This window comes from Chitinophaga sp. GbtcB8, assembly GCF_019091455.1.
GTDB lineage: Bacteria > Bacteroidota > Bacteroidia > Chitinophagales > Chitinophagaceae > Chitinophaga.
Genome location: NZ_JAGXJN010000006.1, coordinates 126089 through 150100, shown reverse-complemented (window position 1 = coordinate 150100; position 24012 = coordinate 126089). Strand labels below are relative to the sequence as shown.

Below are 24012 nucleotides of genomic sequence, written 5' to 3'. Positions count from 1 at the left end.
CATTTTGCTGCCCCCATGAATGATCAGATAACAATACCGCCACTTACTTCAATCCGCTGGGCATTTACAAAGCGGCTGTCTTCTGAAAGCAGCGATGCAACAAAAGCGCCCACATCATCCGCTTCACCGAGGCGGCCCAGTGCAGTCATACCCGCAATTTGCTGACGGTGGCTTTCATCACCTTTTCCTCCGCCAAACTCAGTATCAATTGCCCCGGGGGCCACACTGTTGAAACGGATCTTCCGTTCCGCATATTCTTTGGCAAAATACCTGGTCAATCCTTCCAGCGCAGCTTTGAGCGAGCCATACACTGCCACACCGGGAAAAGCGAAGCGGGCAAGTCCGGATGAGATATTAATAACCTGACCGCCATCCACCATCAAAGGGATCAGTTTTTGAGTAAGAAAAAATACTCCTTTTAAATTTACGTTTACGAGCTGATCGAAGACATCCTCTGTGGTGTCTTTGATGAGCGTACGCTGGGCTATGCCTGCATTATTTACAAGATAGTCGAAGTTATCCCGGTTCCATTCTTTCTTAAGCGCCTGCAATACCTGGCCGGCAAAATCGCCGATTGAGCTGATCTTGGCAGCATCCATTTGTAAAGCAACCGCTTTACCGCCATTCCTGTTGATGGTATCTGCTACAGCCTGCCCCTGTTCCGGATTATTGTTGTAGGTGAGAATTACGCCCAAGTTACGCTTAGCGGCATTTAATGCAATGCTTTTCCCGATGCCCCGGCTGCCACCGGTTACCAGGACGATCTTTGATTGCTGATCCTTTGTGTTCATGATTATAAATTTTTATAACACAAAGTTCTTTCAAACCATCTTCCTTTACTTGAACATTTAACGGCAAAACTTATACATTTCTCTGAAATGGAGGATGGGGTGCAGCAATTTAGCTTTTCCGGCTTTCTTCATAGGTGGGGCCATACATACCTGGCACTTTATTTCCCGTAGCGCGCAGGTAAACGATCAATTCACCGCGGTGGTGATAAATATGATTAAAAAGAAATCCACGCGATACAATGCCCCTTGGCATGGGACCCAGGATCACCCGCTCACCTGCTTTCATGATCCAGTTGTCCTGCAATTTCTGCTCCGTAAGTGATTTTAATGCAGTCCTGGCTTTCTCAACATTATTTTCAAAAAGCGCCAGCGTAGCTTTAATATCATTAGGATCGCCCCGCTCAAGCGGATCAGTAGCCACATCGTAAACATCTTGGGTGAGCGCGCCCACATACCAGTGGTAAATGGTGGCAATATGCTGGCTAAGCTGACCCATTGTCCAGGAAATTTCCGAGGGTTTATAGCTGAGGTCTTTTTCAGGAACTGCCTGTAACAATTTACGCGTGTTGTTTACTTCATGCTCAAATTCTCCTATCAGGTATTGCAATATCATAGAATGTATTTAATGAGTTGTGTGGTTAAAAAGCAGGCCCGGCTTACCCTTCCGCCTTATCCTGATCCGCATCCTCTTTGGGTTCCCAAAGCTCAATAATATTCCCTTCCGGATCCAGCACATGCACGAATTTTCCATATTCATAATCCACGATCTCATCAACAATGGTTACGTTGTTCTTTTTCAGCTCCTCTACCAGCGTAACGAGATCATCTACCCGGTAGTTGATCATAAATGGCCTGGCTGAGGGATTGAAGTATTTGGTGTCCTGCGGAAAGGTGCTCCAGGTGGTGGATCCTTTTTTTGAGGGATCACCGGCCTCCCGCCATTCAAAGGTTGTTCCGTATTCGCTGGTGGGCAATCCTAGGTTTTTAGCGTACCATTCGTTCATACCTTTTGGGTTATCGCATTTAAAAAATACGCCGCCAAGGCCTGTTACTTTTGCCATATTAAATTTGTTGTGCGGTTAAAAAAGGGATATAAAAATGGAAGGATAAGTTATGCATTTTAAATGTTTCTTTATGCATAAGCTTTGAGGCAATTTTCATTTATTTCCGGACATTGCCAAATCTTAATTGTTGCCCTTACCGCCTTTTCTGCATTTGATTAAAAAGAAGGGATAGTTTTCAGTAATTTCTGTGATCTCAAATAATCCGGCGCTGTCAAACTCTGCATGGATGGAGGCTGCATCATAAAAGAACATTTTCACACCCCCAAACATTTCATAACGGTCTTTGCTAAGAAATTTGCCCTGCCCGTAGGTATGAGCATCTTTTGAAATGACTGTAAAAACCATGTAGCCATTTTCAGAAAGCTGAGCATAACAATCATGGATCAGCTTCAGCCTTTCATTACTGTCCAGCAAATGGATCAAAGCATAGCAAAATATGCCATCATATTTGTTGTTATCAAAAGGCATATCTGTTACAGAGCCATGATGGATGATCATATTTGCGCCATAATGTTTTCCGGCCATTTCAATTGCTGTTTTTGAGATCTCGATCCCTGTTACAGCTATTCCGTTGTTTATGAAGATCTGTGCATTCCGACCATAACCAATGCCAGGAATTAGAACATTTTTTACTGATTCCTTCACAAAAAGATCCTTCGTTAATACGGCAGACTTTGCCGGCTCAAAGCCCCACATTTCATGTTTTTCATTAAAAGCTGCTTCCCAAAACTCTGGCTTAGCGGTATTATCTTCCATGATCCCGTTTAATTTTTGCAACAAAGTTACAAATTTTAAAGCTATCATGGATAAAATGTACATGCCGTTATACGGTTAACGACCCGCCTGATCTCAAACCATCCTCTGCCGCCTCCGGGCGGCTTTTTGTTTAACAACCGGTTAACACCCTCTGATGAAAGTCGTATATACCTTTACGTAGGTTTTTCATAGGATATGGTTAAAAAATAGCCGGGCATTCCTGCCTGGCTTTTTTATTCTTCATTCCGGGGTACGGTACCATCTGTTTACAATTACCTGCAAAGTTGTAAACAATGTTTTGTAAATTAATTTACCTAAACCCAACATTATGACAAAACGCGAAATAACCCTTATTTGTATCACTGCACTGGTAATGTGCATCCCGATGGCCATTATTGCGCATAAATACCAGCAGGCCCCCTTATCGTCTACTATATATGACTGGAACAGTATTAAAGTAGAAGCTACTAAAACAGGAGAAAGGCGCCAGTTCCTGCAGGCTCCCACGCCCACATTGGATGAGCTGGAGCTGCATGTAACTACCCTGAACCCCGGAGAGGCCCCTCATCCACCGCATAAACATCCTGATGAAGAGCTGATCATCATAAAAGAGGGAACCGTTGAATCTACCGTAAACGGCATCACCAAACGTGTGGGTCCGGGTTCTGTTATTTTCCAGGCATCGAATCAATTGCATGGTCTTAAAAATGTGGGCACTACTCAGGCGGTGTACCATGTTATTAAATGGAAAACGGAAAAAACGCCCAAGGCTAAATAAATACCCTTCCTATATAATGGCTACCTGTAATCCCTTATGGTAAAAAAGAACCACCATTGGTGAAGATTGGATATTTTTTTATCATGGATTTCTCCATAATTTCAGTTTTCAATAAAATCCCACGTTTTTTTTAAAATGTTATGCTAACGTTTGCATAAATACACGTAAATGAAAAAACTAGCTATCTTCTTATCTGCGCTTTTTCTAGCACCCCTGCTGCTTTTTGCCCAGCAGAATACGGACCATGACCAGAAAATGAAATGGTGGCGGGAGGCCCGTTTTGGTATGTTTATTCACTGGGGAGATTACGCGGTGCTTGCAGGCAATTATAAAGGCCAGCAGGTAAAACGCGGAGGTGAATGGATCATGAACCGGGCAAAGATCCCCATATCTGAATACCAGCAATATGCCCGGCAGTTCAATCCCGTAAAATATGATGCAGATGCCTGGGTAAAAATGGCGAAGGATGCCGGTATGAAATATATCGTGATCACCGCAAAACATCACGATGGTTTTGCCATGTTCAAATCGCAGGCCAGTAAATGGAATATGGTGGATGCCACTCCATACGGAAAAGATGTGCTAACACCGCTGGTATCGGCCTGCCGAAAGTATGGTATTAAGCTGGGCTTTTATTACTCGCAGGCGCAGGATTGGAACAACCCGGGTGGTGCAGCTGCCAGGAAAGTAGCTTCGGAAGGTTGGGACAACCCGGACTCCACTAAAATAGACGCCTATACGAAAGAACATACAGGGCACTGGGATCCTGTTCAGACCAGCCGGTCCATGTCAGATTATATCAACAAGGTAGCTGTTCCACAGGTGAAAGAATTATTAAGCAATTATGGAGATGTAGCGGTGCTTTGGTGGGATACACCCACGAATATGACAGATGAATTTGCGGAGAAGCTGCAAGCCGTGCTGAAGCTGCAGCCGGCCATCATCACCAATGACCGCCTGAAACGGCCCAATTATCCCGGTGATTTTGTAACGCCGGAACAGCACATTCCTGCTGAAGCCATGGCCGGAAAAGATTTTGAAGTATGCATGACCATGAACGGCACCTGGGGATATAAAAGTTTTGATGATAAATGGAAGAGCGTACAAACGCTGGTAAGGAACCTGATCGATATTGCCTCAAAAGGCGGGAATTACCTGCTGAATGTAGGACCCAAAGCAGATGGAACTTTTCCACAGGAAAGCGTTGAGATCCTGAAGGGAATGGGCAGCTGGATGGAAAAGAACGGCGATGCCATTCATGCAACGCAAAAAAGCCCCCTGCCTTCGCTCTCATGGGGTCGCTGCACTAAAAAAGAACATAACGGAAATACCATCCTTTACCTTTCCGTATTTAATATTCCGGCCGGCGGAACACTGCATGTTGACGGGATCAAAAACAGCGTAGTGGCCTGCAAGCTACTGGCAAACGGGAAAAAGCTGCCAATAGCTGCCTCCGGCAATGGAATGGATATTGGCATTTCCGGGATAAGCCCTGACCCCATTGCAACTGTTATTGAACTGGAAGTAAAAGGTAGTTTATAATCATAATTGCACCCCTTATGTTCCGTATCACAAAATATATGATCGTTTGTGCGGCGCGCGAGTGAGCGGGAAGTGGTTTTTAAGGGGTGAGGGCTTTCCTCAGCTATTCCCCTTAACCGGTACACTCTTTCTCAACAAACCCTTCAGCCGGTTACGAACCGGAATGTCAATAAAGATCATCACCAAATAGGCAAAGGCAATCAGCAATATCACACCTATGATAATAACAATAGTCAGCTCGCTCATGGCCGGCTTGTATTTTTCAACATAGCTAAAGAAGATCCATATAAAGGGATAGTGCACCATGTAAAGCGGGTAAGAGATCTCCCCTGAAAAATTACAAACACGGGTTGTTGATGCTGTTAACCGTGCGCCCGCTCCAAGTGCGATCAGGAATGGAAAGTAAAAGATCACAATAAGCGGCTCCACGATGGGATTTAAATGCTCTCTGAAGGGAACTAAAAATACAACAGCCAACAATATGCCGACAGCAGGGAAATTCAGTTTTGAATTAATGATCCACTTTGAGCGATATACCAGGATGCCTGCCAGGAAAGAATAGGATACCCTGATAAAGCCGCCAAGGATGTTATTGCCGCCCCAGCCTCCGCTTAAATTACCTGAACGGTGCGCTTCATAAAAGAGTGCAACGCCGGCAATGACAGTCAGGATCCATAGTAATTTATTACGTACCCTGATCAGGATAAAAGCATAACAAATATTGGCAGCGTATTCCCAGAATAAAGACCAGGTTGGAGGATTGAGATGGAACAGGTTAAAATAACGTTCAGGTACTACCGGGTAAGGGATCATCAGGCAGGATGTAAGGAACATCGTAACCAGGTTACCGGAATAATGCTGGTAAAGATCGCTGAACGGATCAAAAATAAATGCAATGATCCCGATAACTGCCCCAATTATAACCAGGGGGTGCAGGCGGATCAGCCGGAGCTTAAAGAAGTTCGCAACACCGATCTTCAGTAATTTCTGATCATAGGCATAAGCGATCACAAAACCCGAAAGACAAAAAAAGAAATCAACGGCCAAATAAGCATGCGCAATAAAATTGTTGCTGTAATCCGGTACGGCTATTTCCATAAAATGAAAAATAACAACTGCAACCGCTGCTAATCCCCGAAGGCCATCCAGTATTTTAAAATGTTGTTTGGTAGCGTTAAGACCTGATACCCCGTTTTGTTCGTACATGCGCAATATTCAATGACGTTTCTGATGCTAAATTATTTGACAATGCGGGGACAAAGATGTAATAATAAGCTGACAATTTTTACTGGTAATTGTATTTATTCAGACCTTAAGCTTTTAATGGGATTAGCGAGCGCCGCCTTAATAGCCTGAAAGCTCACCGTGCAAAGGGCGATCATGATCACCAGTCCTGCCGCAAAAGCAAACATTGCCCAGCTTAGCGTAATACGGTAAGGATAATTTTCCAGCCACTTATTTGCGGCAAACCAGGCCAGGGGCACGGCAATCACCAGGGCAATGAGCACCAGCTTCACGAAGTCCTTTGAAAGAATGCCGGCAATGCTTTGAACAGATGCACCCAGCACCTTCCTTATACCGATCTCCTTGGTGCGCTTTTCCGCAGACAAAACAGAGAGCCCGAACAGGCCGATGCAGGAAATAAAAATAGTAAGAAGGGCGCCAAACAGGATGATCTGTTTCCACTTGGCTTCCGATTCATAGCTTTTCAGGTTTGCTTCATTCCTGAAGGTATAAGTGTAGGGGCTAAGCGGAAAGAATTGTTTAAATGCCTGTTGAATATACCGAAGGCTTGCGGTGACTGCATTTGGCCGGATCTTAATATAGAAGGTCCCGTATGGATTGGCATTTTTCATGGTGAAAAGCTGCGGCGTGATCTTCTGATTAAGCGCAGTAAAATGATAATCTTTTACAACGCCGATCACCTGGTAAACCCTGTTATTATCGAAGTTAAAGATCACGGATCTTCCGATGGGGTTTTCCCATCCGGCCTGCTTTACAAATGCTTCATTGACCAGGATGGAATGAACGGAATCAGACGGAAAATCAGCGGAAAAATTCCGGCCCTGGAGCAGCGGGATCTTTAAGGTTTTGAGATAGGATTCATCCACCGTCTCATACGCAAAGTAGTTGATAGCGGAATCATTTTCCAGCCTGGCAGCAGTAGCCCACGAACCGCCATTTTTGGGGGCTACATACTCAATACCCGGATACTTCAGCAGCTCCGCTTTAAATGTTGCTGCCTCTGCATGTGACATATTGTTTTTATTGACCATCACAATATTGCTGTCATCATAACCAAGGGGTGTTTTGGTGAGGAAGCTGAACTGCGCATAAATGGTGAAGGTGGCAATGATCAGGAACGAAGCCAGGGTAAACTGTAATACCACCAGCGATTTTTGCAAATAACTTTTGCCTTTCAGGTTAAACCTGCTGTAGAGCGTTTCAACGGGTCTGTAGCCGGATAACACCAGTGCCGGGTAAAAGCCGGCAAGCAACCCTGTTATGATAAACAGGAACAGGTACCCGCTAACAAGGGTTCCGTCCAGCAGATAGCTTAGTGATAACCGTTTGTTTGCAAGATCATTAAAGAGCGGCAATATGATCTGCGCCAGGAGAATGGCCATGGTAAAGGCCACTGCACATAACAGGAAAGATTCACCCAAAAACTGTATCACAAGCTGCCGCCGGTCGCTTCCAACCACTTTTCGGATGCCTATTTCCTTTGCCCGTTTAACGGATCGCGCAACAGTCAGATTCACAAAATTGATACATGCGATCAGCAGCACAAATAATGCAATAGATGAAAGAATGTAAGCGTACATCGGGTTGCTGGCGTTCTGCAGGCCATTTTGTGCCGGCAGCTCTGTACTCAGATGCATGTCCCCGAAAGGTTGCAGGAAGTAAGTATCCATCTGTGCATCCCCGCTAGTACCGTATCTGGCATTCATGGTTTTGAAAATTTCCGAAGCATCTCTTTCATAGAACCGCTGCATCTGGTTTGATACGGTTACCGGGCTGGCATGGTCATCTAACAGCACGAATGTATTCAGGTAATAGCTAAACCAGTTTTCGTTATTCTTTGCTTCTGCTGCTGTTTCCTTAAAGGGTAGCAGGATCTTGTATTGAATGGATGAGTTCTGCGGGCAGTTAGCGGTTACTGCGGTTACTTTATAGGGTACAAAGGCGCTATCTTCCCGCATCATCAGTATTTTGCCCACAGCATCCGCACTGCCAAATTGTTTTTTTGCCTCGTCTTTGGTAAGCACTATAGAGTGGGGTTGTATCAAACAGGTCTTCTTATCGCCATCGATCAATGGAAAATTAAAGACCGAAAAAAAATTGGGATCCACCCGCAGGAGCTCCCGGCTTTCCACCTCAGTGCCTTTTTTAAAATCCTCATTGCCGCTTACAACCCGTACGAACGATCTGATGCCCGTAACATTCTGTGTGAACCGGGGACCTTGCAGCGGGCCTGTACTGGACTGTTTGGATGCTACGCCGTTATGAACAGATCTGGTAACAATCCTGTAAATACGGGAGCCGTTTGTATGGAACCGGTCAAAACTGACTTCATCCTTCACATAGAGTAAGATCAGCATGGCGCAGGCCAGGCCAATACTTAACCCGGCTACGTTAATGATAGCATATGCTTTGTTGCGTGTAAGATTGCGGATGGCAATTTTGAAATAGTTCTTAAACATAGGCAGTAAAAAGATCTTACGGCTCAATGAATATACCAAAGCAAAAACGATTGATTTTCAACACAATAAAAATCATCACTCATAGAATTATGTCCGGTTACGGACAGGCGTGTACGATCCCGGACCGCGTGCAGGAGATCCTTACTTCCTGGGAAATGATCCATTACCTTAACCAGAACGTTTGGCTGAAAGCCCCGTTGGCGGCAACATCCCAGGCTTCCACACGCACCCACTTCCGGCCGGCCAGTTTGCTGCTGAACCGGAAACTTTTTTCCCCGAATGCCTCTGTATCAGTTAGCGCTATTTTATCGCGGTACACTTTTTCACCGTCGCCGGAAATGATCTCCACAAAGTTCATAGGAAAGGTCCAGCGGAGCTGCAGATCAATGGTGGCAATACCATTGATCGGGAGCTGCAGGCTATCGCCGGAAATATGACCATTGATCTTCAGCAGCGGCATTAATACTTCTCCTGTGCTGCCGAAGAAACGTCCGTGCTGCATGGCATCCAGGATGGGAAGCCAGCTGTCTTTATAAGCAGGCAGCTTATCAAGCATCAGATAGTTCACGTTCATGTGCGCATACATCTCGTTGCGCTGTGTAATGGTGAACAGATCTGCTTCACAGATGACGGTCTTTTTTGTGCCCCAGTTATTCATGTCATCCATCAGATCAAGCACCCTTTTTCCCAGGCGGGGCTGTGAAAGATCTGCGGGCATGGCTTTCCAGGCAGCTCCCATAAAACGGTCAGACAAAAAGAAGGCTTCGTGGTTGTAGCTGTCGGGTGTATTCACAGAGCCTTTTGTTCGTGGATGTGCGGTCCATGCCAGTCCCCGCTCGTCCTGGAGTAATCGCAACATTTCCTCCTTGTTCCCGATATGATATACTTTCCCGTAACCGGGTTTTTCTTCTACATAAGGCTGGTCCGGCTTACGGGACATTACCCAATACACCGGCCGTGGGAAGAGATCCAGCCAGTGGCCACCGAAAAATTCATTGGGTTCCTCGCCTGGCAGCAGCAGGAATTTACCGTCTGACTGCTTTTCGCATAATTCAAAAAGCGCTTTCTGCTGCGGCAGCCGCTTTTCATCCGGCCCCCTGGGATCAGCGGTGTAGTGAAATTCTGCGAGGTGCACAATGTCCACCCCCATATTCTTAAAAACTTTTACGAACTCAGGATGTTCCGGCACAGGCCCTCCTGCCATCATAACTTTCATCACAAACTCGTTATGAAAATGGCTGGACATGGTTTTGAATCCCGGCAATACTGCGTACCGGTCGTTATGGGTAAACGCTTTCAGGGCAGTGAATGCTGCCGCATCGTTATCCTGGCTGAGCAAGCAAAAGAAATTGAGCCGCTGTTTGGTACCCGGTGGCGCATTGAACCAGGGCACGAAGCGTTTATCGCCCTGCAGCTCCTGCCGTATGCCAATGCCGTAGCCGTTTACCAGCTGCCGGTATTGATTGCCGTACCAGGTAAAATCCAGGTTAAAGGCTTCATCCAGCGGATAAAAATATTGATGCGGTGGTGGAAAAATGGCCATGGCGCCCTGTTTTCCAGCTGCCGCGATGGCCCTGTATTTCACGGCAAGATTGCGTGCAGTATCACTGGGAATAACCCGCGTCTGTTGCAGGCTGTCCCCCGTGTTCATCCATGAAACACGCTGCCAGTCGGGCTCCGGGCTTACCATACCGGCATCGAAAATGATAGCCTTTGCTTGTGCTTCCGTGCTGATCACAGCAGCGATATTGAACAGAGGGCTTCCATTATAGAACGTAATTTCCAGCGTGCCGGAAAATTGCTCCGCCGTAACCGGGCCAATGCTGGCTATAGTACGGCTGCCCTCCGTTCTTACCGCAGCAGTAGTTTTTTTAAGTGTCAGCGGATAAGTTTGATGCGGCTTGTTGGGCACCTTGTCAAAGAAAATATTCCAGCCGTTCTGGGACACCAGATCCCTTTCGCCAATGGTCATCACAAAAGCCGGATCTACACCGGCAGTGATCTGCTGCCTGCCAAGCGATATCGTTTTAAAGAGCGGCCGCGAGGGCGCCAGATCAAGCACTATACTGCCTTTGAGCGAATTGCCTGCCGGCCAGCTGATCTCCAGCAATTGACCCTGTTGGGTAACCACAGCACCATTGGCCTGTTTATAATTCTTCAGATCTACCTTTGCCTGTGCAATGGTTGCAACAGCTATGAATAAGAAGATCACGGGTAACAAGAGAAACTTCATGACGTGGGTTTAGCCACCCAAGATAAAATGTTTTTCCCACCTTCCCTATCATTTGATCCGTGGCAGCCACATTCCCATGGTTGCAGCAAAAACACCGGTCAACATTCCCAGGGTAATACATAACAGCACAGCGGAAAAGATCCATTTAGGCCCGGCAGCCTCTGCCTCCCACGCCTGGAAATACCCCCATACGATCACTTGTGGAAATACGTATACTGCAATGGCTAATGTGGTCAGGAAAGGGCCTGTGAATGTATCCGGGTCAAAGCCAACCGGCCCCTGGTTAATTACCAGCCACAACATGAGAAAAACACGGAACAGCCATACCCCGCTCATACCCAGAACCAGGTGCACAGCCCAACGGTTATGTATTGCCAGCTCACGTTTTACTGCGTACCGGATAGTATAATAAGCACATACCAGGATAATGAGTGCATTGATGGAAATAATAACATGATCCATAGTTCCGCCCACTGATCCCTTCCGCCAGGCCAGCAGCATCCCATCGATACCGATAGCAAAGGCAAAGAAGATATAAAAACGTCCGCTAAGCCGGTGAAACCGCGGTGCATACCGCCGGATGGCCGGTAGCAGCTGCAAAGGCCCCAGCAGGCTTATGAGCGCTGCTGCTGCTATGTGCAGCGCAAATACTGCATTGTGCAGAGGGGCGCCTTCAACATATAAATGCGGTGTTGCAGCATTCCAGCGCTCCAGGCGCCCCTGTGCTGCGGACCACCAGTAGAGCAGGATAATATAGGAGGCAAAGATCAGTTGCCCTGCGAAAAAAACGGCAAACCAGCTCCGGACGGCCCACTGCAAGGTTTTTGCAGCCACCGCCTGAGGGGCTTTTAGCAGATATGTAAGCATAACCGCAAAAATATCCGCTGCGCAGCCAAATCCACTTAACAATTGTTAGGAAATCTCCCGCCGGATACGGCTAAGGCTTTCGGGTTTGATACCCAGGTAAGAGGCGATATATTTCAGCGGTACATGTTTCATAATATTGGGCGACCTGTCCAGGAATTTCAGGTAACGCTGCTCTGCTGTCAGGTTGGCCAGATCGTTTATCCGTTCCAGGTACTCTTCCTGTACCTGGTGGAACAGCCGGATGGTGTAATCCTTCTGGGTATAGCTGGTGCCTGCCGTACGGTCGGCATCCGGCTTGGAAATACGCAGCAGCTCGCAGTCCGTAATACATTGCAGGTATTCATTGGACACCGTTTGATTAACGAATGCCATGTAAGAGGTGAAAAAACGGGGTCCATCGTTCAGGTCACTGGTTACTTCCTCTCCCTTTTCATTGATATAATACTTCCGCATATAACCCGAAACAATAAAGTTATGGTATAAGGGCACCTTACCAGCTGTTTCCAGCAGCGTATCCTTAGGCACTGTCAACGGATGGAAGGTTTCCCGGCAGGAGATCCGGTCATGCTCCGGCAGCTCCAGGATACGGGCGATATAGGCGAATAAGGTATCGTAATAAGAGGTCATGGGGAGAAATTAGGTGACAGATTTTCTCCAAATTTAAAGATTTTCAAATGAGGTGGCATCATTATAGCGATGTGAGGATCTCTTTCCAGGTAATAACACGGAACCCTTTTTTTTCAAGCAGTGTTTTAAACGCGTCACTGGTCACATAATTGAAATCATTTTGCCGCCAGGCAGCACCAAAATCAGGATGCTCAATGGTAACGGCCTGCATTTCATCATTATCATACGCCAGGTGAAAGATGATCTCGTTCAGCCCGGGTTTTAACCGGTCCAGCGCCTGGTCATAATACACATGCCACTGATCCGCCGGAGCGGCTTTATAGGCCGTTATAAACTGATCAACGATCACGTTATTTACAGTGTCGATATAGGGCAGCATTTGCGGAGCCATTATCTGTATCATATTCATTGGCACCAATACCGGCAAATGAAATTCTTTGCCCACCTGCTGATATATTTCTACCAGTTCCGGTGATGCATACACGCTGCCCATATGGGTATCCAGGTGGCTTAATTTGATGCCGGCAGCCATTGCCTTCCGGATCTGCGCCCGGATCTCCTTCCGCACTTCTTCCGGTTTTGCATGTTTTTTAAATTCTTCCAACGAAGCATAGAGATACCCATCTTTATCCAGGAGGCTTGAGATTTCATTGGAGGATGACACACCGCCCCATTTATAGTTTTTCCATTCAGCGGTTAAGGTAATATGGATGCCCCAATCCAGCTCGGGATGCGCTTTTGCATAAGCGGCTATTTCAGGGAACCAGGGACAGGGTACCATAATAGCGGCGGAGCTGATGGCCTTTTTTTCATAAGCAGCAATGATAGCGGCATTCACGGAATGGGATACACCGGCATCATCCGCATGAATGATCAAGAGCTTAGCGTCTTTAGGGTATCCCAGTTTTTCTGCCAGTATTTTCTTAGACTGAGCAGGTGCAGTAAAGGGTAGTAAAAGAATGAACACAAGCAGCAAGGTTTTCATGAGCTGTTTTTAAGGGGTGAGGTGAACCGCTTATTCCGGGCGTTTATCCAGGAGCTCCTTTTTTTCGATGCGGTAAGATGCAATAAGGCCAAGGCCTCCAAAGATAGCAATAAGGGCAAAATAAATAGAGGCATTATCTTCTCCGTTAATGGCCGGCACGGCAACATCTATGAGATATGCCAGCAATAAGCCCAACCCACCGCCGGTAAGCAGCAAACCATATTTTAGGTTGGTGTAAGGGGCCGGCCGGTCTATTTTAGGGTTCATGCCCTTTTCTATCATAGCCAGGTTCTCTTTCCTGAGGAGGTATATAATCCCGAAAGCTAAGGCCATAGCGGCCAGGGGTACCAGTACGGCCGTCAACATTTCATTACTGTTCATGATAAGGTGTTTGTTGTGAATATTAAGTTTGTACATGCTTTGACTACCGCTAAAAAGATCAGGTTACAGGAAACGCCCTAATTATTTTAAATTGTAGTGTAACCTCCGGGTTATAATTGTAGTCATACCTCTCATCTATGCACGCAGGAATGGATGACATTGAAATTATCAACCAGGTACTACAAGGTGATCAGCAAAGTTTTGAGGAATTGATAAAACGTTATCAGCACTTTGTATTTACCATTGCGTTACGTTACACCCGCAACCGCGAGGATGCGGAAGAAATAGCCCAGGATGTATTTGTGAAAGCTTACCGCTCCCTGGCAGATTTCAGGCGGGATGCCAAATTCAGCACCTGGCTGTGCACCATTGCCATGAATACCACCAAAACCTTTTTACGAAAGGTAAAGCCCCGCATGGATCCCCTGGATCCTGGAACGGTGCATGCACAACATACCGGGAATGGTGCTGATCCAACGGAAAAACGTTCCACACACCTGCTGGTCAATCATGTGATCGGGCTGTTAAGCGCAGATGATGCAACGATCATTACTCTTTTCTATAAAGCAGAGCAAAGTATTGAGGAAATAGGTGTTATCATGGGCCTTACTTCCAATGCGGTGAAGGTGAAGCTGCACCGGGCGCGGTTACGGCTCAAAGAAAAGCTGGAGCTATATTTTGCAGATGAAATAAAAGAAATCTTAAATTAGTGTTAAGTGAACGGATATGGAGAAACGTTTTGATATAGAAAAACATTTACGGGAAGACCTGGAGCTTAGCCCTCCCTCCCCTGACTTTTCTAAAAAAGTAATGGGCGCTATTGCCGGAACACGCATTGCACCTGCATCCCGCAGCTATCTCAATAAAAAGGTAGTGTATGGAACGGGGCTGTTCTTCCTGCTGCTGATAGCCGCTGCTGTGGTGTATGCCCTCCCCTCTTTTAACTGGTCTGCGGCGGGCAAATTCCGTTTAGCCGTTGATGTTAGCACGCTGGATATCGGCCAGTACTTTAACCGTAAAACTGTTAATTGTTTGCTTTTTCTGAATGTGTTGCTGGGATTGATGTTTTTGGATAAATACCTGGTCAGAAGAGACAGAGCGGTATGAAATCCGGTTCTAAAGCTCCTCTATTTTCGCGGATAAATGCCTAACCTTTAATTCGTCATTTTCCAGGTAAAACTGGTGGGCGCCGGCCCGGTGGTTCAGCGAATCAAATGCAAATTGTACTTCAAGCGGCCGTTCTTTCAGGGCATGTATATACTCCTTTATTTTTGCAGTGGCCTCATTTAGCTTGTACCGGGTATCTTCAATAGTCTTATCCAGGCTTTTTATTTCTTCATAGGCGCTTATGATGGGGGCTGCTGTATGCGTGTTATAGCTGTTACCGGGAGGATGATGTTCTTCAGTGAGGTGATTATATCTTATCAGTGTCTCTTCTCTTGCCTGAGCACATTCTTTCAGGGAGGATTCAGCATTTAGATAATCCTCTAAAACCGCTTTTATCTGTGCTTCTTTTGACATGACAGGTAAATAACTTCATACTGAATATAGGAAAAAAAAGCGAGAATGGCAAAAAAGATAAGAGTTCCTCTCATTCCCCGGTCGCCATGGATGCATCCAGATCGTAAAGGTAAGTCAGTCACATTTACTGAAATGGTCATCATTGCTAGTTGTTATGCTATTATTGATGACAATTGAGTTGGAGCCAATCACAATCCCCTGTTTAACGACAAACATATTACTGTGATATTTGAGCAAATCTGGCTTTAATACCATGGAGCTACTGACATGCTCATTTAGCATATAAACAAGATAAGCTAAGGTGGAAGCTGCTGTGGTGCGGACATCAAACTCATACAAAAGCCATTGATAGTCTGTTCCTCTGCCGGGGTCAATGAACTCGGGATAAAAGACAATATTGCCAATATCCCAAGTATCCCCTTTTTTTGCTTCTGCTTTGAGAATCACTCCCCTGTCCAGAAAACAAATAAGGTTTGGGCAATCTCTGTTGTCAGCCTTGTTCAGGTCATTATACAACGCTGTCAGATCCAAATCTCCGCTATCGACAAAAAACATAAACTTGAAAAGTGGATTTTTATACGGGCGCGGGTCACTGCTGATAATCTCCACTGCACCGTCGCCTGAAAAAATTAAGTCCTGCGTCAACTGGTCCCGTGGAGTTTTGGCCCGGCTCATCCCTTGGTTGACTATCCTGATCTTCTCCACAAATTCGCTTACATAATGTTTTGACCTGTAATAAGTAGATTTTATTTCCCCAATGGCGTAAATACTTTCATAGGTAAGGTAATCGGTCGAATTTTCAGACCTAAACAACACGGGAGACCCCTTGTTATCTGCAATTAGAACATCAAATTGTCCGCTGGTGTTGAGACTCGCATCCACGATATGTCCATGACCGATATAGTAATTTACAGGTAAACGGCGGCGAATAATGTCCCTGATAGGAAGCTCGATTTCATCGCCTGCAGCATCAATATTTTTAGTCCTATGAATTGCAAGGCCCTTTTGCCTGGCACTGATAAGAGTCTTGGCATCTTCATCAAAAAATGTATGTAGATGAAATCTTCCGATTGATGACATGTCTTATTGGTTATCTGGTGATTAAAAGGGTATCTACTTTTTGTAGTTACTGGTCTTCGGTCAGCGTCAGGTTTGTTTATTTGGGCAATAGCGTATTAGTTGCAATGAGCTACAAAATCCTTTTGGCTGAAATGCACTGCTATTGCATCATGATTTCGGGGAGCTATTATTTGAATTTGGAGGAGAAAGTTTGTTTAGCAACATTTCTATGGCAAGGCTTTCTTCCTGTTCATATTCTTTAATGAACTGTTGCGCGTTTTCGATTTCGCGGTTCAATGTTTCGTAAAAGGAAGCAATAGATTGCTCTCCTTCGTCTGTAGCAGAAAACTTGGTTAACAAAATGAAAGATTCCTCTGACTGTATATCAAAGATAAATTCATTTGTTTTTGGCTCTTTTGACATCATATCATCGCGAGCCTCCATTTTTGCTTTGATGATCTTGTTTATAAAATAATCCTGTATTTCCACACTTAGTAAAAAACCCTCAAATGCCTTGATGATATTAAAATCAATTATGTCAAATATAAAGGCATAAGGCTTGCTTGCCCTGGACAAAATGAATTTTACACTTCTGATGTTCTCATAAACGGTTATTTTACTCAAAAAAAGGGCTATCGGTGCTGAAGGAATTGCATTATCAGTAAGTTTTGACCTTATTAACTGAAGGTTAGGTAATAGTAAGTATTTGACATAATCATACTCTTCCCCTTCCTTAAGGAGAAGTAGGAAATTTCTTGTTTCATTTACGGCTCCTTTACTGCAGATATTCTTCTGAATGATTTCATATATATTTTCTTTCCGTATCCTAATCCTTCTCAGATACATCACAGCAAAGTACTCCTGTAAAGAGCGATGTGTGAAATAAAAACTATTTCCCTCTTCCAGCCAAAGGGAAATCCCTGTTTTTAAATCATCAACAAGTGAAGCAACAGAAAAATCCGGAATATTTAGCGTGTCCTTTATCTTTAACAGGAGGTAATTAACGTAGTCCCTCGTAAAGCTGAATTTACCATCACAATAAGACGCAAATGAAAAAGACTGAAGTAATGCCTCAATATTTTCCTGGCTAAGTTTTGATTTTAGTGACCGTTCAAAACCGAACTTTGTCGAACTGTCATGTTCCTTAAAAAGCGCATCAATGACCCGCCTGTAAAAAATGGACTTTTTCGCAGGGATATTTGAATTTCCTTGGTAGGTAAGAAGATAAAGCGAAAGCAAAAGTGGATTTTGAAGGAATGAGGTAAGAACATCTGATTGCTGCTCTTTGATGGATTGTATGGCGTTCTCTGCCAGTTCCGAATCCATGCTCTGTTTTTTGATAAAAGTTTCAATTTCCTGGAAGCTCAATGGGTTTATTGTATAATTTGAAAACCCCGGTAATAATTCTGCGTTCGCATAAGGCCGGGAGAGTAATAAATAGTAATTATGCGGGAAATCCTCAACGAACTTGTTGATTGAGTCAGTAATTTTAACTGAGCTGGCACCACTCATTTCATCGAATCCATCCAGTATAATTAAGAATTTCCCATTTTTCAACAGTGTTTCTAATATATTCCGGTCCTGCGACAATTTCCGTTCCAGTATATGGCTAATATATTGAAAGAGGTCCTTATTGTCTGCATCGAGGTATCTTAGCTCCACAATAACGGGTATACGGTCTGCCTCATTTATAGCGGTAAGAAAAATATATTTCGCCAGCATGCTTTTTCCGCTTCCGGCTTCTCCTATTACTGCAATAAAATTTCTTTTCCGGAACAATTGTTCAACCGTTCCTGACTCCTGAAGGTCACCTTTAAATCGTAAGGAGGTGGGGTGATAGATATCAAAAAAATAAACTGGATGCGCTCTGTGCAAAATTGTTTTCAGAGTAGAAATACGTGATCCTTGAGTCTCAAAATATTTTTTTACCGTTACGTCAAAAAAATTGTTTACCTCGTCTTTACGATCTTTTAAAAGAGGTTCTAAATTAATTTTCAGACTATTGATTGAAGTCTTTACATCACCAAATGAGGTTATGCTTAATGTTTTCATTTGCTTCAGTTTATTTAATCGAAAACATAAATAATGCTTTTTACTTCGGTTTCAATTTTGGAATAATATTCCGGATCCTCCTCATCTAATAATTGACCGTTTGAAATTGTTAAAAGCCGATTCGGATATCGGTTAATAGAAATATAATCATGTGTAGCCATCAGTATAGTACACTCCCATTTTTTGACATAGCTAATAAATACCTGCATTAAGTTTTCATTCGTTTCCGGGTCAAAATACTTACTTATACCATCAAGAAAGATGACTTTGGGCATATTAAGAAATGCGAGTGTTATTCTAAACTGGTAATATTGGCCCATCGATAATTCCGTTAGTCTTCTATAGAGAAACTTTTGAACACCAAAATCAGAGCAAACAGTGTGAATTCTTTCTTTCATCAGCTTTAAGTCCCGCCATCCCGCTGCTTTAAGCGCAGTGATAAAGATATCGTGAAAACTGCAAGGAACATCAAGAATTGGGCTTTCAAAACTTGCTATTCCAATTTCGCGCCTATAAAAGGGAAGCGATGTCTCAGTTAATTCATTGACTTCAAAACCGCCAACATTAACCTTGCCCTTTTTGATAGATATCTCACCAGTAAGCGTCTTTAAAAGAGATGACTTGCCTGCGCCGGTCTTACCGACAATATAAATGAATTCCCCTTTATTTATCTTGAAAGATACGTCGCTAAGAATAAGGCTATTCCCTTGAAATATGTCCACATTTTGCACCGAAATTAAAGCCATTGGTTTTGGGATTAATCATTTCATTCTTTTAAAAGGTAAGAAATCTTTGGGTATCATCAATCAATCTAAGGATAAAACACTGTAATATAATTATTATTCAATATATACTTTCCTCTTGCCTCACATCTTTTAACACATTACCGTAAACCGCCTGCTCCTATTTACCAGCGTAACAAAGTAACGCCTGCCGGTAACGCCTTCATATCAAACACATGCGGGTTATCTTCTCCTGCACCTTGTATAATATTTCACCGAAAACATCGCTTAGTGTTATCTCAACAGGTAATAAGGAGTATCCTTTTTTTCCAGCAGTATTTAAACGCCTCATTGGTTGACATTCTTTTTATAAGCGGCGTTTATCCAGGACTTTCTTTTTTCGATGCGGTAGGGAAATCATTAAGGCCAATGCCTTCGAAGATAGCAATAAGGGCAACACGCCTGCCGCAAACTATTCCGTCCGCAAACTCTTAGCCGGATTCATAGTTGCAGCCCTGATAGCCAGATGGCTTACTGTTGCCAGGGCTATTACAATCGCTATAGTACCGGCCAGTAAAAATGTAAACCAGGTTATATTAACGGTGTATGCAAAATTCTCCAGCCATTTATTCAACAGGTACCAGGCAAAGGGAGCCGCGGCGATGATGGCGATCATGATCAATAGGATGAATTCCTTATTCAGCATCAGCACAATGTTGGCTACACTGGCCCCCAGCAGCTTGCGGATACCAATTTCTTTTATACGCCGTCTTGCCGTGAATGCCGCCAGGCCAAATAATCCCATACAGGAAATAAAGATGGCAATTACCATAGCGGTATTTATAAGCCGGGCGGTACGCTGCTCATTTTCATAGAAGCGGGCAACGGTGGCATCGAAAAAATCATAGTGGAACACTTCAGCGGGATAAACGGATGTCCAGATCCGTTCAATTTTTTCCAGCGTTGCTTTCAGGTGACCCGGCTGCCGGCTGATATTACTGAGCTTAATGTTTATACACCAGGAAAATTCCTTACTGGTGCTAAAGAAGGTGGGCTTAATGGCGGTGTGCAATGACTGCAGGTGAAAATCAGCCAGCACACCAACAACAGGGCATAGTACATTTCGTACGCTGCCGGTACTAACGTCAATGGCAATGGTCTCTACCAGCTGACCAACGGCCAGCTCCGGCGAAGCAAATCCTAATGCCTTTGCAGCTGTTTCGTTGATCAGCATTTCCCGCATGGTATCGGAAGCCTGGAGGTTACGGCCTGCTTTCAGCTTCAGCTGGTACAAGGGTACAAAGTTTGTATCCACCCACTCTGGCTGGCATTCTGCATGCGTTCCTTTGTTGGAAAGCGGTAAATGGAAATGCTCTACAGCAGCAGGAGTACCATCGCTTACACTTACCATTTCCACTTCCGGCAGCTGCCGGATCTTTTCTACCAGTATGTTATGCCGGCTGTGGGAAGCCATATTCTTTTTGTCTACCGTAATAATAGCATCTTTCGTGAAGCCCATATCCTTATTCATCATAAAACGCACCTGGTTCCCAATGACCAGCGTCGCTATCATAAATACCAGAGAAATGGTAAACTGGAAAACCACCAGTCCTTTCCGCAGGTATTCCTGCCGGTGGTTCTTTGGGCCGGTGTCGCCTTTCAGATTGGTAACGGGTAAATAGCCGGATAAAACACGTGCAGGATACCAGCCCGCAAGCAGTGTAGTAACTATTGTGATCAGCAGCAGGAAGATAAGCGTGGCAGGCTGAAAAAGCCGGAGGCCGGCGCCATCCGGTATCATTGATCTGAAAAGAGTTAAAAGCGGCGGCAGGCAAAGCAAGGCCACTATTGCTGCAAACACGGTTAGCATAAAGGTTTCGCTCAGGAACTGGATCATAACGCCAAAGCGGTTGCCGCCCAGCACTTTGCGTATGCCGATCTCCCGCGCCCTTACCATGGATTGTGCAGTAGAGAGGTTAATGAAGTTAATGACTGCAGCAAGCAGTATAAACCCGGCAATCAACATCAGCGCATACAGGGTTGGCAGGTGTACCCTGGGTGAGTACAGGTCCGCATAATTGCTGTTAAAATGCATATCTGACAGCGGTTGTAACTGTAAGGTCCCATCTTTCAATGCATTTTTCGATAAATGGCGGCGGGCAAATGCTGCAAGCCGGGAATTAAAACTCTGTGCAGTAACGCCTTCTCTTAGCTTAACAAAGGTCTGGGCGCCGATATTTGCTTCCTCCCAATTGTTAAAGCGAAATTCGTTCTTCAGGAAGCTGTGATCTACCGTCATGAAAGAAATGAAATCCCGGAAAGGAAACACAGTGTTCTTAGCAGGATCTTTTACAATGCCTGATACGGTTAGCGTCAAGGAATCATTATAAACAATGGTCCGCCCTATCATGTCCTCAAAAGGCTGCCTGCCAAAATATTTATAAGCTTTGCTTTCCGTGAGCACTACTAAAAAAGGAGCGCTTAGCGCGGTGGCAGCATCTCCGGCCAGCCACTGATATTTGAAAATGGAAAAGTATTGCGGTTCTGCAATAACGATATCCGATCTCTCTCTGCCCCACTGCGGATAATCGAACAGCTTTCCGGTTCCTTCATTACCGGGTACAGCCACTTTAGCATCGTAGTTATGAAAACGGACAAGCGTTTTAAGGCTGCCTGCTTCATCCCTAAGCGCAGAAGCAACAGGATCCGGAACAGCGCCTGAGTTACCCCAAACCACGCGGTAGATCCGCTCTGTGTCCGGAAAACCCTTCTTATAGCTCAATTCAAAGCTCACCACCAGGTATATGGCCATGCTGGCGCTTATACCAAGCGCTAAGCCGGCAATGTTTATAAATGCATTGATCTTATTTCTCAGGAGATTTCTCCACGCTATTTTGAAGTAGCTTTTAAACATAGGGATCAATATAAACGAATTATATGCCCGATCTTATGATATTATTTTTCAATTTATAAGAAATAAAAAATAAACGCATATGTCCGTTTCTGGATAGGGAGTGTCCGGTTTTAATACACCCACACTGCAAGCCCGCCCGAGGCAGGCAGCTTGATGTCCAAGATCGTATTTGCATCAACGTTACGTTGTTCCGTTCTTACTTTAGTAGGTGTATCAGCCGCAGGATCATCACTGTAGAACTTAGCGGTAAAAGTTTTCCCGGCCGGTAAAAAGTTAAACGCCAGCTGCAGCGTACGTGCGTTATTGTTAGTAATGGTGCCTACAAACCATTCCGCGCCTTTTCTGCGGGCTACGGAAATATACTGGCCAGGGGTTCCCTGCAGCACCCGGGTCTCATCCCAGGTGCTGGGTATATGATCCCAGAACTCCAGCTCCGGCTCTCCTTTGCTCAGCTCCGGCTTATCATACCAGTAAAGGGTTTGCAGTGGACTGTAATAAATGGCTGCCAGCGCCAGCTGATGCGCATGTGTGGTTTTTATGCGCGGATCATAATAACAAATGGTATAATCAGCGGCGCCGGCAATGTAACGGGTAAAGGGCAAAATAGTATTGTGGGTGGCATCCGGCATTTCCTCGTTGCCGCGAATGCCTTCTGCGCTCATTAAATTGGGCCAGGTACGCTGCTCACCGGTAGGGCGCCAGTCATCGTGCACATTTACCATCATATGGCTTCCGGCTGCTTTATTAAACATTTCTTCCAGCCAGGTGGTCCAGCGGTGGGAGCCTGCCTGCACAAAGCCGAATTTTACGCCTTTTACGCCCCATTGTTCGTATACCCGGAATAGTGAGTCGGACTGTTTCAGCAATGCCTGCTGGTTTACATATAACCAAACACCAATACCTCTTTCCTTCCCGTATTGTATGATACCCGGCAGGTCAAAATCGGGAATCGCTACTTTGGTAGCGTCTGCATTAAAATCAAAGGCAGGACCGTACCATTTCCAGTCGAACAGGATATACTGCAGGTGGCGCTTTACCGCAAAGTCAATACCGGCTTTGGCATCAGCGGTTGTTTGCGACATTACCCGAAAGATCTTGCCGGGTTTTATCCAGCTCAGATCCTTAATACCGGTTGGCTGGTTCAGGTTCAGCAGCACAAAATCATTTTCTATTAAACGGCCAGGCTGCTCAGCCACCATGATCAGCCGCCAGGGCGTTGCAAAAGGTGAGATCAGGTCGGCCGGTGTATACATAGCCGTTATAATGGTATTAGGCTTTTGCGGATGTAAGGCAAATTTGGTTCTTGCATAGTCCACCATCTGCGCTTCCGCCAGGCAGGCGTATAAGCCATTGGGCAGCTTTAAGGTGAGTGGGCGTTCTGCTTCACCAGGCCAGTTTTTCAAAGGCAGCTCCCGGTAGGCAGCCTGCCCCCATAAAGCATGGAAGGCAGTACTGCCAGCGGGTAAAGCAAACTCGGTATGTTCGGCCGTAACGTGGTAATAGCTTCCTTTTTCATTTAGCGGAAAGTAATAGCGGATGGCAATGCCCTCATTGTAGGCCCGCATTTCTATATTCATATGATACACCGGGTTACCTGCTTTTTCCATGGCAATGGTAACGGCATTGTAATGATCGCGTATTACCGACCGCTCCCCTGTTACCGGTATCCAGCTGGTATCCTGCTGTTGCCGGGTAATATGTTGTATTACCAGGTTGGATGTCCAGGGGGTAAACGTATCTACCTTTAGCGCCATGGCGCTTTCTGATAAATGATTATCCAGCAGAATATCCAGTACAGACGGGCGTATTACGGTTTTGCCCTTATAGCTTACCTCGTAATACATGGTTTTACCCTTCCCTTCCTGCACCTGGTAAAACTTAGCTACCAGGTTACTGTCCGGCGATGAGAAAGTTACCTTTGTTGGCGACTGCCCATAACCAACACCTGTACATAAACAGCAAAAAATAAAACCGGCATATTTAAAAGCCTTGCTTAGATAATTAGTTCCGCTCATT

At 45.1% G+C, this 24012-nt stretch carries 21 protein-coding genes; 4 read left to right on the top strand and 17 right to left on the bottom strand.

Translation table 11 applies throughout. The features are described 5' to 3' along the window. Positions 1–23 precede the first annotated feature (23 nt). The 4 genes from KVT36_RS08990 to KVT36_RS08975 all read right to left on the bottom strand — a co-directional run bounded on the left by KVT36_RS08990 (position 24) and on the right by KVT36_RS08975 (position 2635). Positions 24–791 carry an SDR family NAD(P)-dependent oxidoreductase gene (locus KVT36_RS08990; protein WP_217603157.1) on the bottom strand — a complete coding sequence of 256 codons (768 nt, stop codon included), beginning with the start codon at positions 789–791 and terminating at the stop codon, positions 24–26. A 109-nt stretch (positions 792–900) separates the two neighbouring features. After that, a complete protein-coding gene (locus tag KVT36_RS08985; protein ID WP_217603156.1) occupies positions 901–1404 on the bottom strand; it encodes a DinB family protein in 504 nt (167 codons plus the stop codon). Positions 1405–1447: 43 nt separating this feature from the next. Beyond that, complete coding sequence (locus KVT36_RS08980; RefSeq protein WP_217603155.1) at positions 1448–1852, bottom strand: VOC family protein; 405 nt, start codon at positions 1850–1852, stop codon at positions 1448–1450. Positions 1853–1975: 123 nt separating this feature from the next. Further along, positions 1976–2635, bottom strand: coding sequence for a bifunctional 2-polyprenyl-6-hydroxyphenol methylase/3-demethylubiquinol 3-O-methyltransferase UbiG (locus KVT36_RS08975; RefSeq protein WP_254639917.1), 660 nt, complete (start codon positions 2633–2635; stop codon positions 1976–1978). A gap of 304 nt (positions 2636–2939) precedes the next feature. On the opposite strand from KVT36_RS08975, the gene KVT36_RS08970 reads away from it, so the two are divergent. Together KVT36_RS08970 and KVT36_RS08965 are read left to right on the top strand one after the other, a co-directional pair. Beyond that, complete coding sequence (locus KVT36_RS08970; RefSeq protein WP_217603154.1) at positions 2940–3389, top strand: cupin domain-containing protein; 450 nt, start codon at positions 2940–2942, stop codon at positions 3387–3389. A 168-nt stretch (positions 3390–3557) separates the two neighbouring features. Further along, positions 3558–4931, top strand: coding sequence for an alpha-L-fucosidase (locus tag KVT36_RS08965; RefSeq protein WP_217603153.1), 1374 nt, complete (start codon positions 3558–3560; stop codon positions 4929–4931). A 99-nt stretch (positions 4932–5030) separates the two neighbouring features. Here KVT36_RS08965 and KVT36_RS08960 read toward each other — a convergent pair whose 3' ends face one another. The 7 genes from KVT36_RS08960 to KVT36_RS08930 form a co-directional block, all read right to left on the bottom strand. After that, positions 5031–6137 carry an acyltransferase gene (locus tag KVT36_RS08960; RefSeq protein WP_217603152.1) on the bottom strand — a complete coding sequence of 369 codons (1107 nt, stop codon included), beginning with the start codon at positions 6135–6137 and terminating at the stop codon, positions 5031–5033. A 95-nt stretch (positions 6138–6232) separates the two neighbouring features. Continuing rightward, positions 6233–8674: an ABC transporter permease gene (locus KVT36_RS08955; RefSeq protein WP_254639916.1), complete on the bottom strand. Its 2442-nt coding sequence runs from the start codon at positions 8672–8674 to the stop codon at positions 6233–6235. 124 nt (positions 8675–8798) lie between these two features. Continuing rightward, a complete protein-coding gene (locus tag KVT36_RS08950; RefSeq protein ID WP_217603151.1) occupies positions 8799–10868 on the bottom strand; it encodes a hypothetical protein in 2070 nt (689 codons plus the stop codon). Positions 10869–10916: 48 nt separating this feature from the next. Beyond that, positions 10917–11735 (bottom strand): DUF2306 domain-containing protein, encoded by an 819-nt coding sequence (locus KVT36_RS08945; protein WP_217603150.1) that lies wholly within the window; start codon positions 11733–11735, stop codon positions 10917–10919. 45 nt (positions 11736–11780) lie between these two features. After that, positions 11781–12362, bottom strand: a complete 582-nt coding sequence (locus KVT36_RS08940) for a Crp/Fnr family transcriptional regulator (RefSeq protein ID WP_217603149.1) — start codon at positions 12360–12362, stop codon at positions 11781–11783. Between the two features lie 61 nt (positions 12363–12423). Continuing rightward, positions 12424–13347: a polysaccharide deacetylase family protein gene (locus KVT36_RS08935; protein WP_217603148.1), complete on the bottom strand. Its 924-nt coding sequence runs from the start codon at positions 13345–13347 to the stop codon at positions 12424–12426. A gap of 30 nt (positions 13348–13377) precedes the next feature. Beyond that, complete coding sequence (locus KVT36_RS08930; RefSeq protein WP_217603147.1) at positions 13378–13728, bottom strand: DUF6249 domain-containing protein; 351 nt, start codon at positions 13726–13728, stop codon at positions 13378–13380. Between the two features lie 137 nt (positions 13729–13865). Between KVT36_RS08930 and KVT36_RS08925 the strand changes: the two genes are divergently transcribed. Both KVT36_RS08925 and KVT36_RS08920 read left to right on the top strand, forming a co-directional pair. After that, positions 13866–14438, top strand: a complete 573-nt coding sequence (locus KVT36_RS08925; protein ID WP_217603146.1) for an RNA polymerase sigma factor — start codon at positions 13866–13868, stop codon at positions 14436–14438. 16 nt (positions 14439–14454) lie between these two features. Beyond that, positions 14455–14835: a hypothetical protein gene (locus tag KVT36_RS08920; protein ID WP_217603145.1), complete on the top strand. Its 381-nt coding sequence runs from the start codon at positions 14455–14457 to the stop codon at positions 14833–14835. Between the two features lie 9 nt (positions 14836–14844). Here KVT36_RS08920 and KVT36_RS08915 read toward each other — a convergent pair whose 3' ends face one another. The 6 genes from KVT36_RS08915 to KVT36_RS08890 all read right to left on the bottom strand — a co-directional run bounded on the left by KVT36_RS08915 (position 14845) and on the right by KVT36_RS08890 (position 24011). Next, positions 14845–15249, bottom strand: coding sequence for a hypothetical protein (locus tag KVT36_RS08915; RefSeq protein WP_217603144.1), 405 nt, complete (start codon positions 15247–15249; stop codon positions 14845–14847). Between the two features lie 114 nt (positions 15250–15363). Further along, the gene (locus KVT36_RS08910) at positions 15364–16329 is read right to left on the bottom strand and encodes a DUF6602 domain-containing protein (protein ID WP_217603143.1); all 966 of its coding nucleotides are present in this window, start codon (positions 16327–16329) and stop codon (positions 15364–15366) included. Positions 16330–16476: 147 nt separating this feature from the next. Continuing rightward, complete coding sequence (locus KVT36_RS08905) at positions 16477–18360, bottom strand: NACHT domain-containing NTPase (RefSeq protein ID WP_217603142.1); 1884 nt, start codon at positions 18358–18360, stop codon at positions 16477–16479. A 14-nt stretch (positions 18361–18374) separates the two neighbouring features. After that, positions 18375–19106 carry an ATP-binding cassette domain-containing protein gene (locus KVT36_RS08900; RefSeq protein WP_217603141.1) on the bottom strand — a complete coding sequence of 244 codons (732 nt, stop codon included), beginning with the start codon at positions 19104–19106 and terminating at the stop codon, positions 18375–18377. Between the two features lie 448 nt (positions 19107–19554). After that, positions 19555–21996 (bottom strand): ABC transporter permease, encoded by a 2442-nt coding sequence (locus KVT36_RS08895; RefSeq protein ID WP_217603140.1) that lies wholly within the window; start codon positions 21994–21996, stop codon positions 19555–19557. Positions 21997–22106: 110 nt separating this feature from the next. Then, positions 22107–24011 carry a glycoside hydrolase family 97 protein gene (locus tag KVT36_RS08890; protein WP_217603139.1) on the bottom strand — a complete coding sequence of 635 codons (1905 nt, stop codon included), beginning with the start codon at positions 24009–24011 and terminating at the stop codon, positions 22107–22109. Position 24012: the final 1 nt, after the last annotated feature.

Excerpts from the sequence above, each read along its gene's own strand:
- KVT36_RS08925 (WP_217603146.1), top strand. The coding sequence starts at position 13,866 with ATGCACGCAGGAATGGATGACATTGAAATTATCAACCAGGTACTACAA.
- KVT36_RS08890 (WP_217603139.1), bottom strand. The coding sequence starts at position 24,011 with ATGAGCGGAACTAATTATCTAAGCAAGGCTTTTAAATATGCCGGTTTT.
- KVT36_RS08965 (WP_217603153.1), top strand. The coding sequence starts at position 3,558 with ATGAAAAAACTAGCTATCTTCTTATCTGCGCTTTTTCTAGCACCCCTG.
- KVT36_RS08920 (WP_217603145.1), top strand. The coding sequence starts at position 14,455 with ATGGAGAAACGTTTTGATATAGAAAAACATTTACGGGAAGACCTGGAG.
- KVT36_RS08940 (WP_217603149.1), bottom strand. The coding sequence starts at position 12,362 with ATGACCTCTTATTACGATACCTTATTCGCCTATATCGCCCGTATCCTG.
- KVT36_RS08930 (WP_217603147.1), bottom strand. The coding sequence starts at position 13,728 with ATGAACAGTAATGAAATGTTGACGGCCGTACTGGTACCCCTGGCCGCT.
- KVT36_RS08915 (WP_217603144.1), bottom strand. The coding sequence starts at position 15,249 with ATGTCAAAAGAAGCACAGATAAAAGCGGTTTTAGAGGATTATCTAAAT.
- KVT36_RS08905 (WP_217603142.1), bottom strand. The coding sequence starts at position 18,360 with ATGAAAACATTAAGCATAACCTCATTTGGTGATGTAAAGACTTCAATC.
- KVT36_RS08980 (WP_217603155.1), bottom strand. The coding sequence starts at position 1,852 with ATGGCAAAAGTAACAGGCCTTGGCGGCGTATTTTTTAAATGCGATAAC.
- KVT36_RS08910 (WP_217603143.1), bottom strand. The coding sequence starts at position 16,329 with ATGTCATCAATCGGAAGATTTCATCTACATACATTTTTTGATGAAGAT.
- KVT36_RS08895 (WP_217603140.1), bottom strand. The coding sequence starts at position 21,996 with ATGTTTAAAAGCTACTTCAAAATAGCGTGGAGAAATCTCCTGAGAAAT.
- KVT36_RS08945 (WP_217603150.1), bottom strand. The coding sequence starts at position 11,735 with ATGCTTACATATCTGCTAAAAGCCCCTCAGGCGGTGGCTGCAAAAACC.
- KVT36_RS08970 (WP_217603154.1), top strand. The coding sequence starts at position 2,940 with ATGACAAAACGCGAAATAACCCTTATTTGTATCACTGCACTGGTAATG.
- KVT36_RS08960 (WP_217603152.1), bottom strand. The coding sequence starts at position 6,137 with ATGTACGAACAAAACGGGGTATCAGGTCTTAACGCTACCAAACAACAT.
- KVT36_RS08935 (WP_217603148.1), bottom strand. The coding sequence starts at position 13,347 with ATGAAAACCTTGCTGCTTGTGTTCATTCTTTTACTACCCTTTACTGCA.
- KVT36_RS08990 (WP_217603157.1), bottom strand. The coding sequence starts at position 791 with ATGAACACAAAGGATCAGCAATCAAAGATCGTCCTGGTAACCGGTGGC.
- KVT36_RS08900 (WP_217603141.1), bottom strand. The coding sequence starts at position 19,106 with ATGGCTTTAATTTCGGTGCAAAATGTGGACATATTTCAAGGGAATAGC.
- KVT36_RS08950 (WP_217603151.1), bottom strand. The coding sequence starts at position 10,868 with ATGAAGTTTCTCTTGTTACCCGTGATCTTCTTATTCATAGCTGTTGCA.
- KVT36_RS08985 (WP_217603156.1), bottom strand. The coding sequence starts at position 1,404 with ATGATATTGCAATACCTGATAGGAGAATTTGAGCATGAAGTAAACAAC.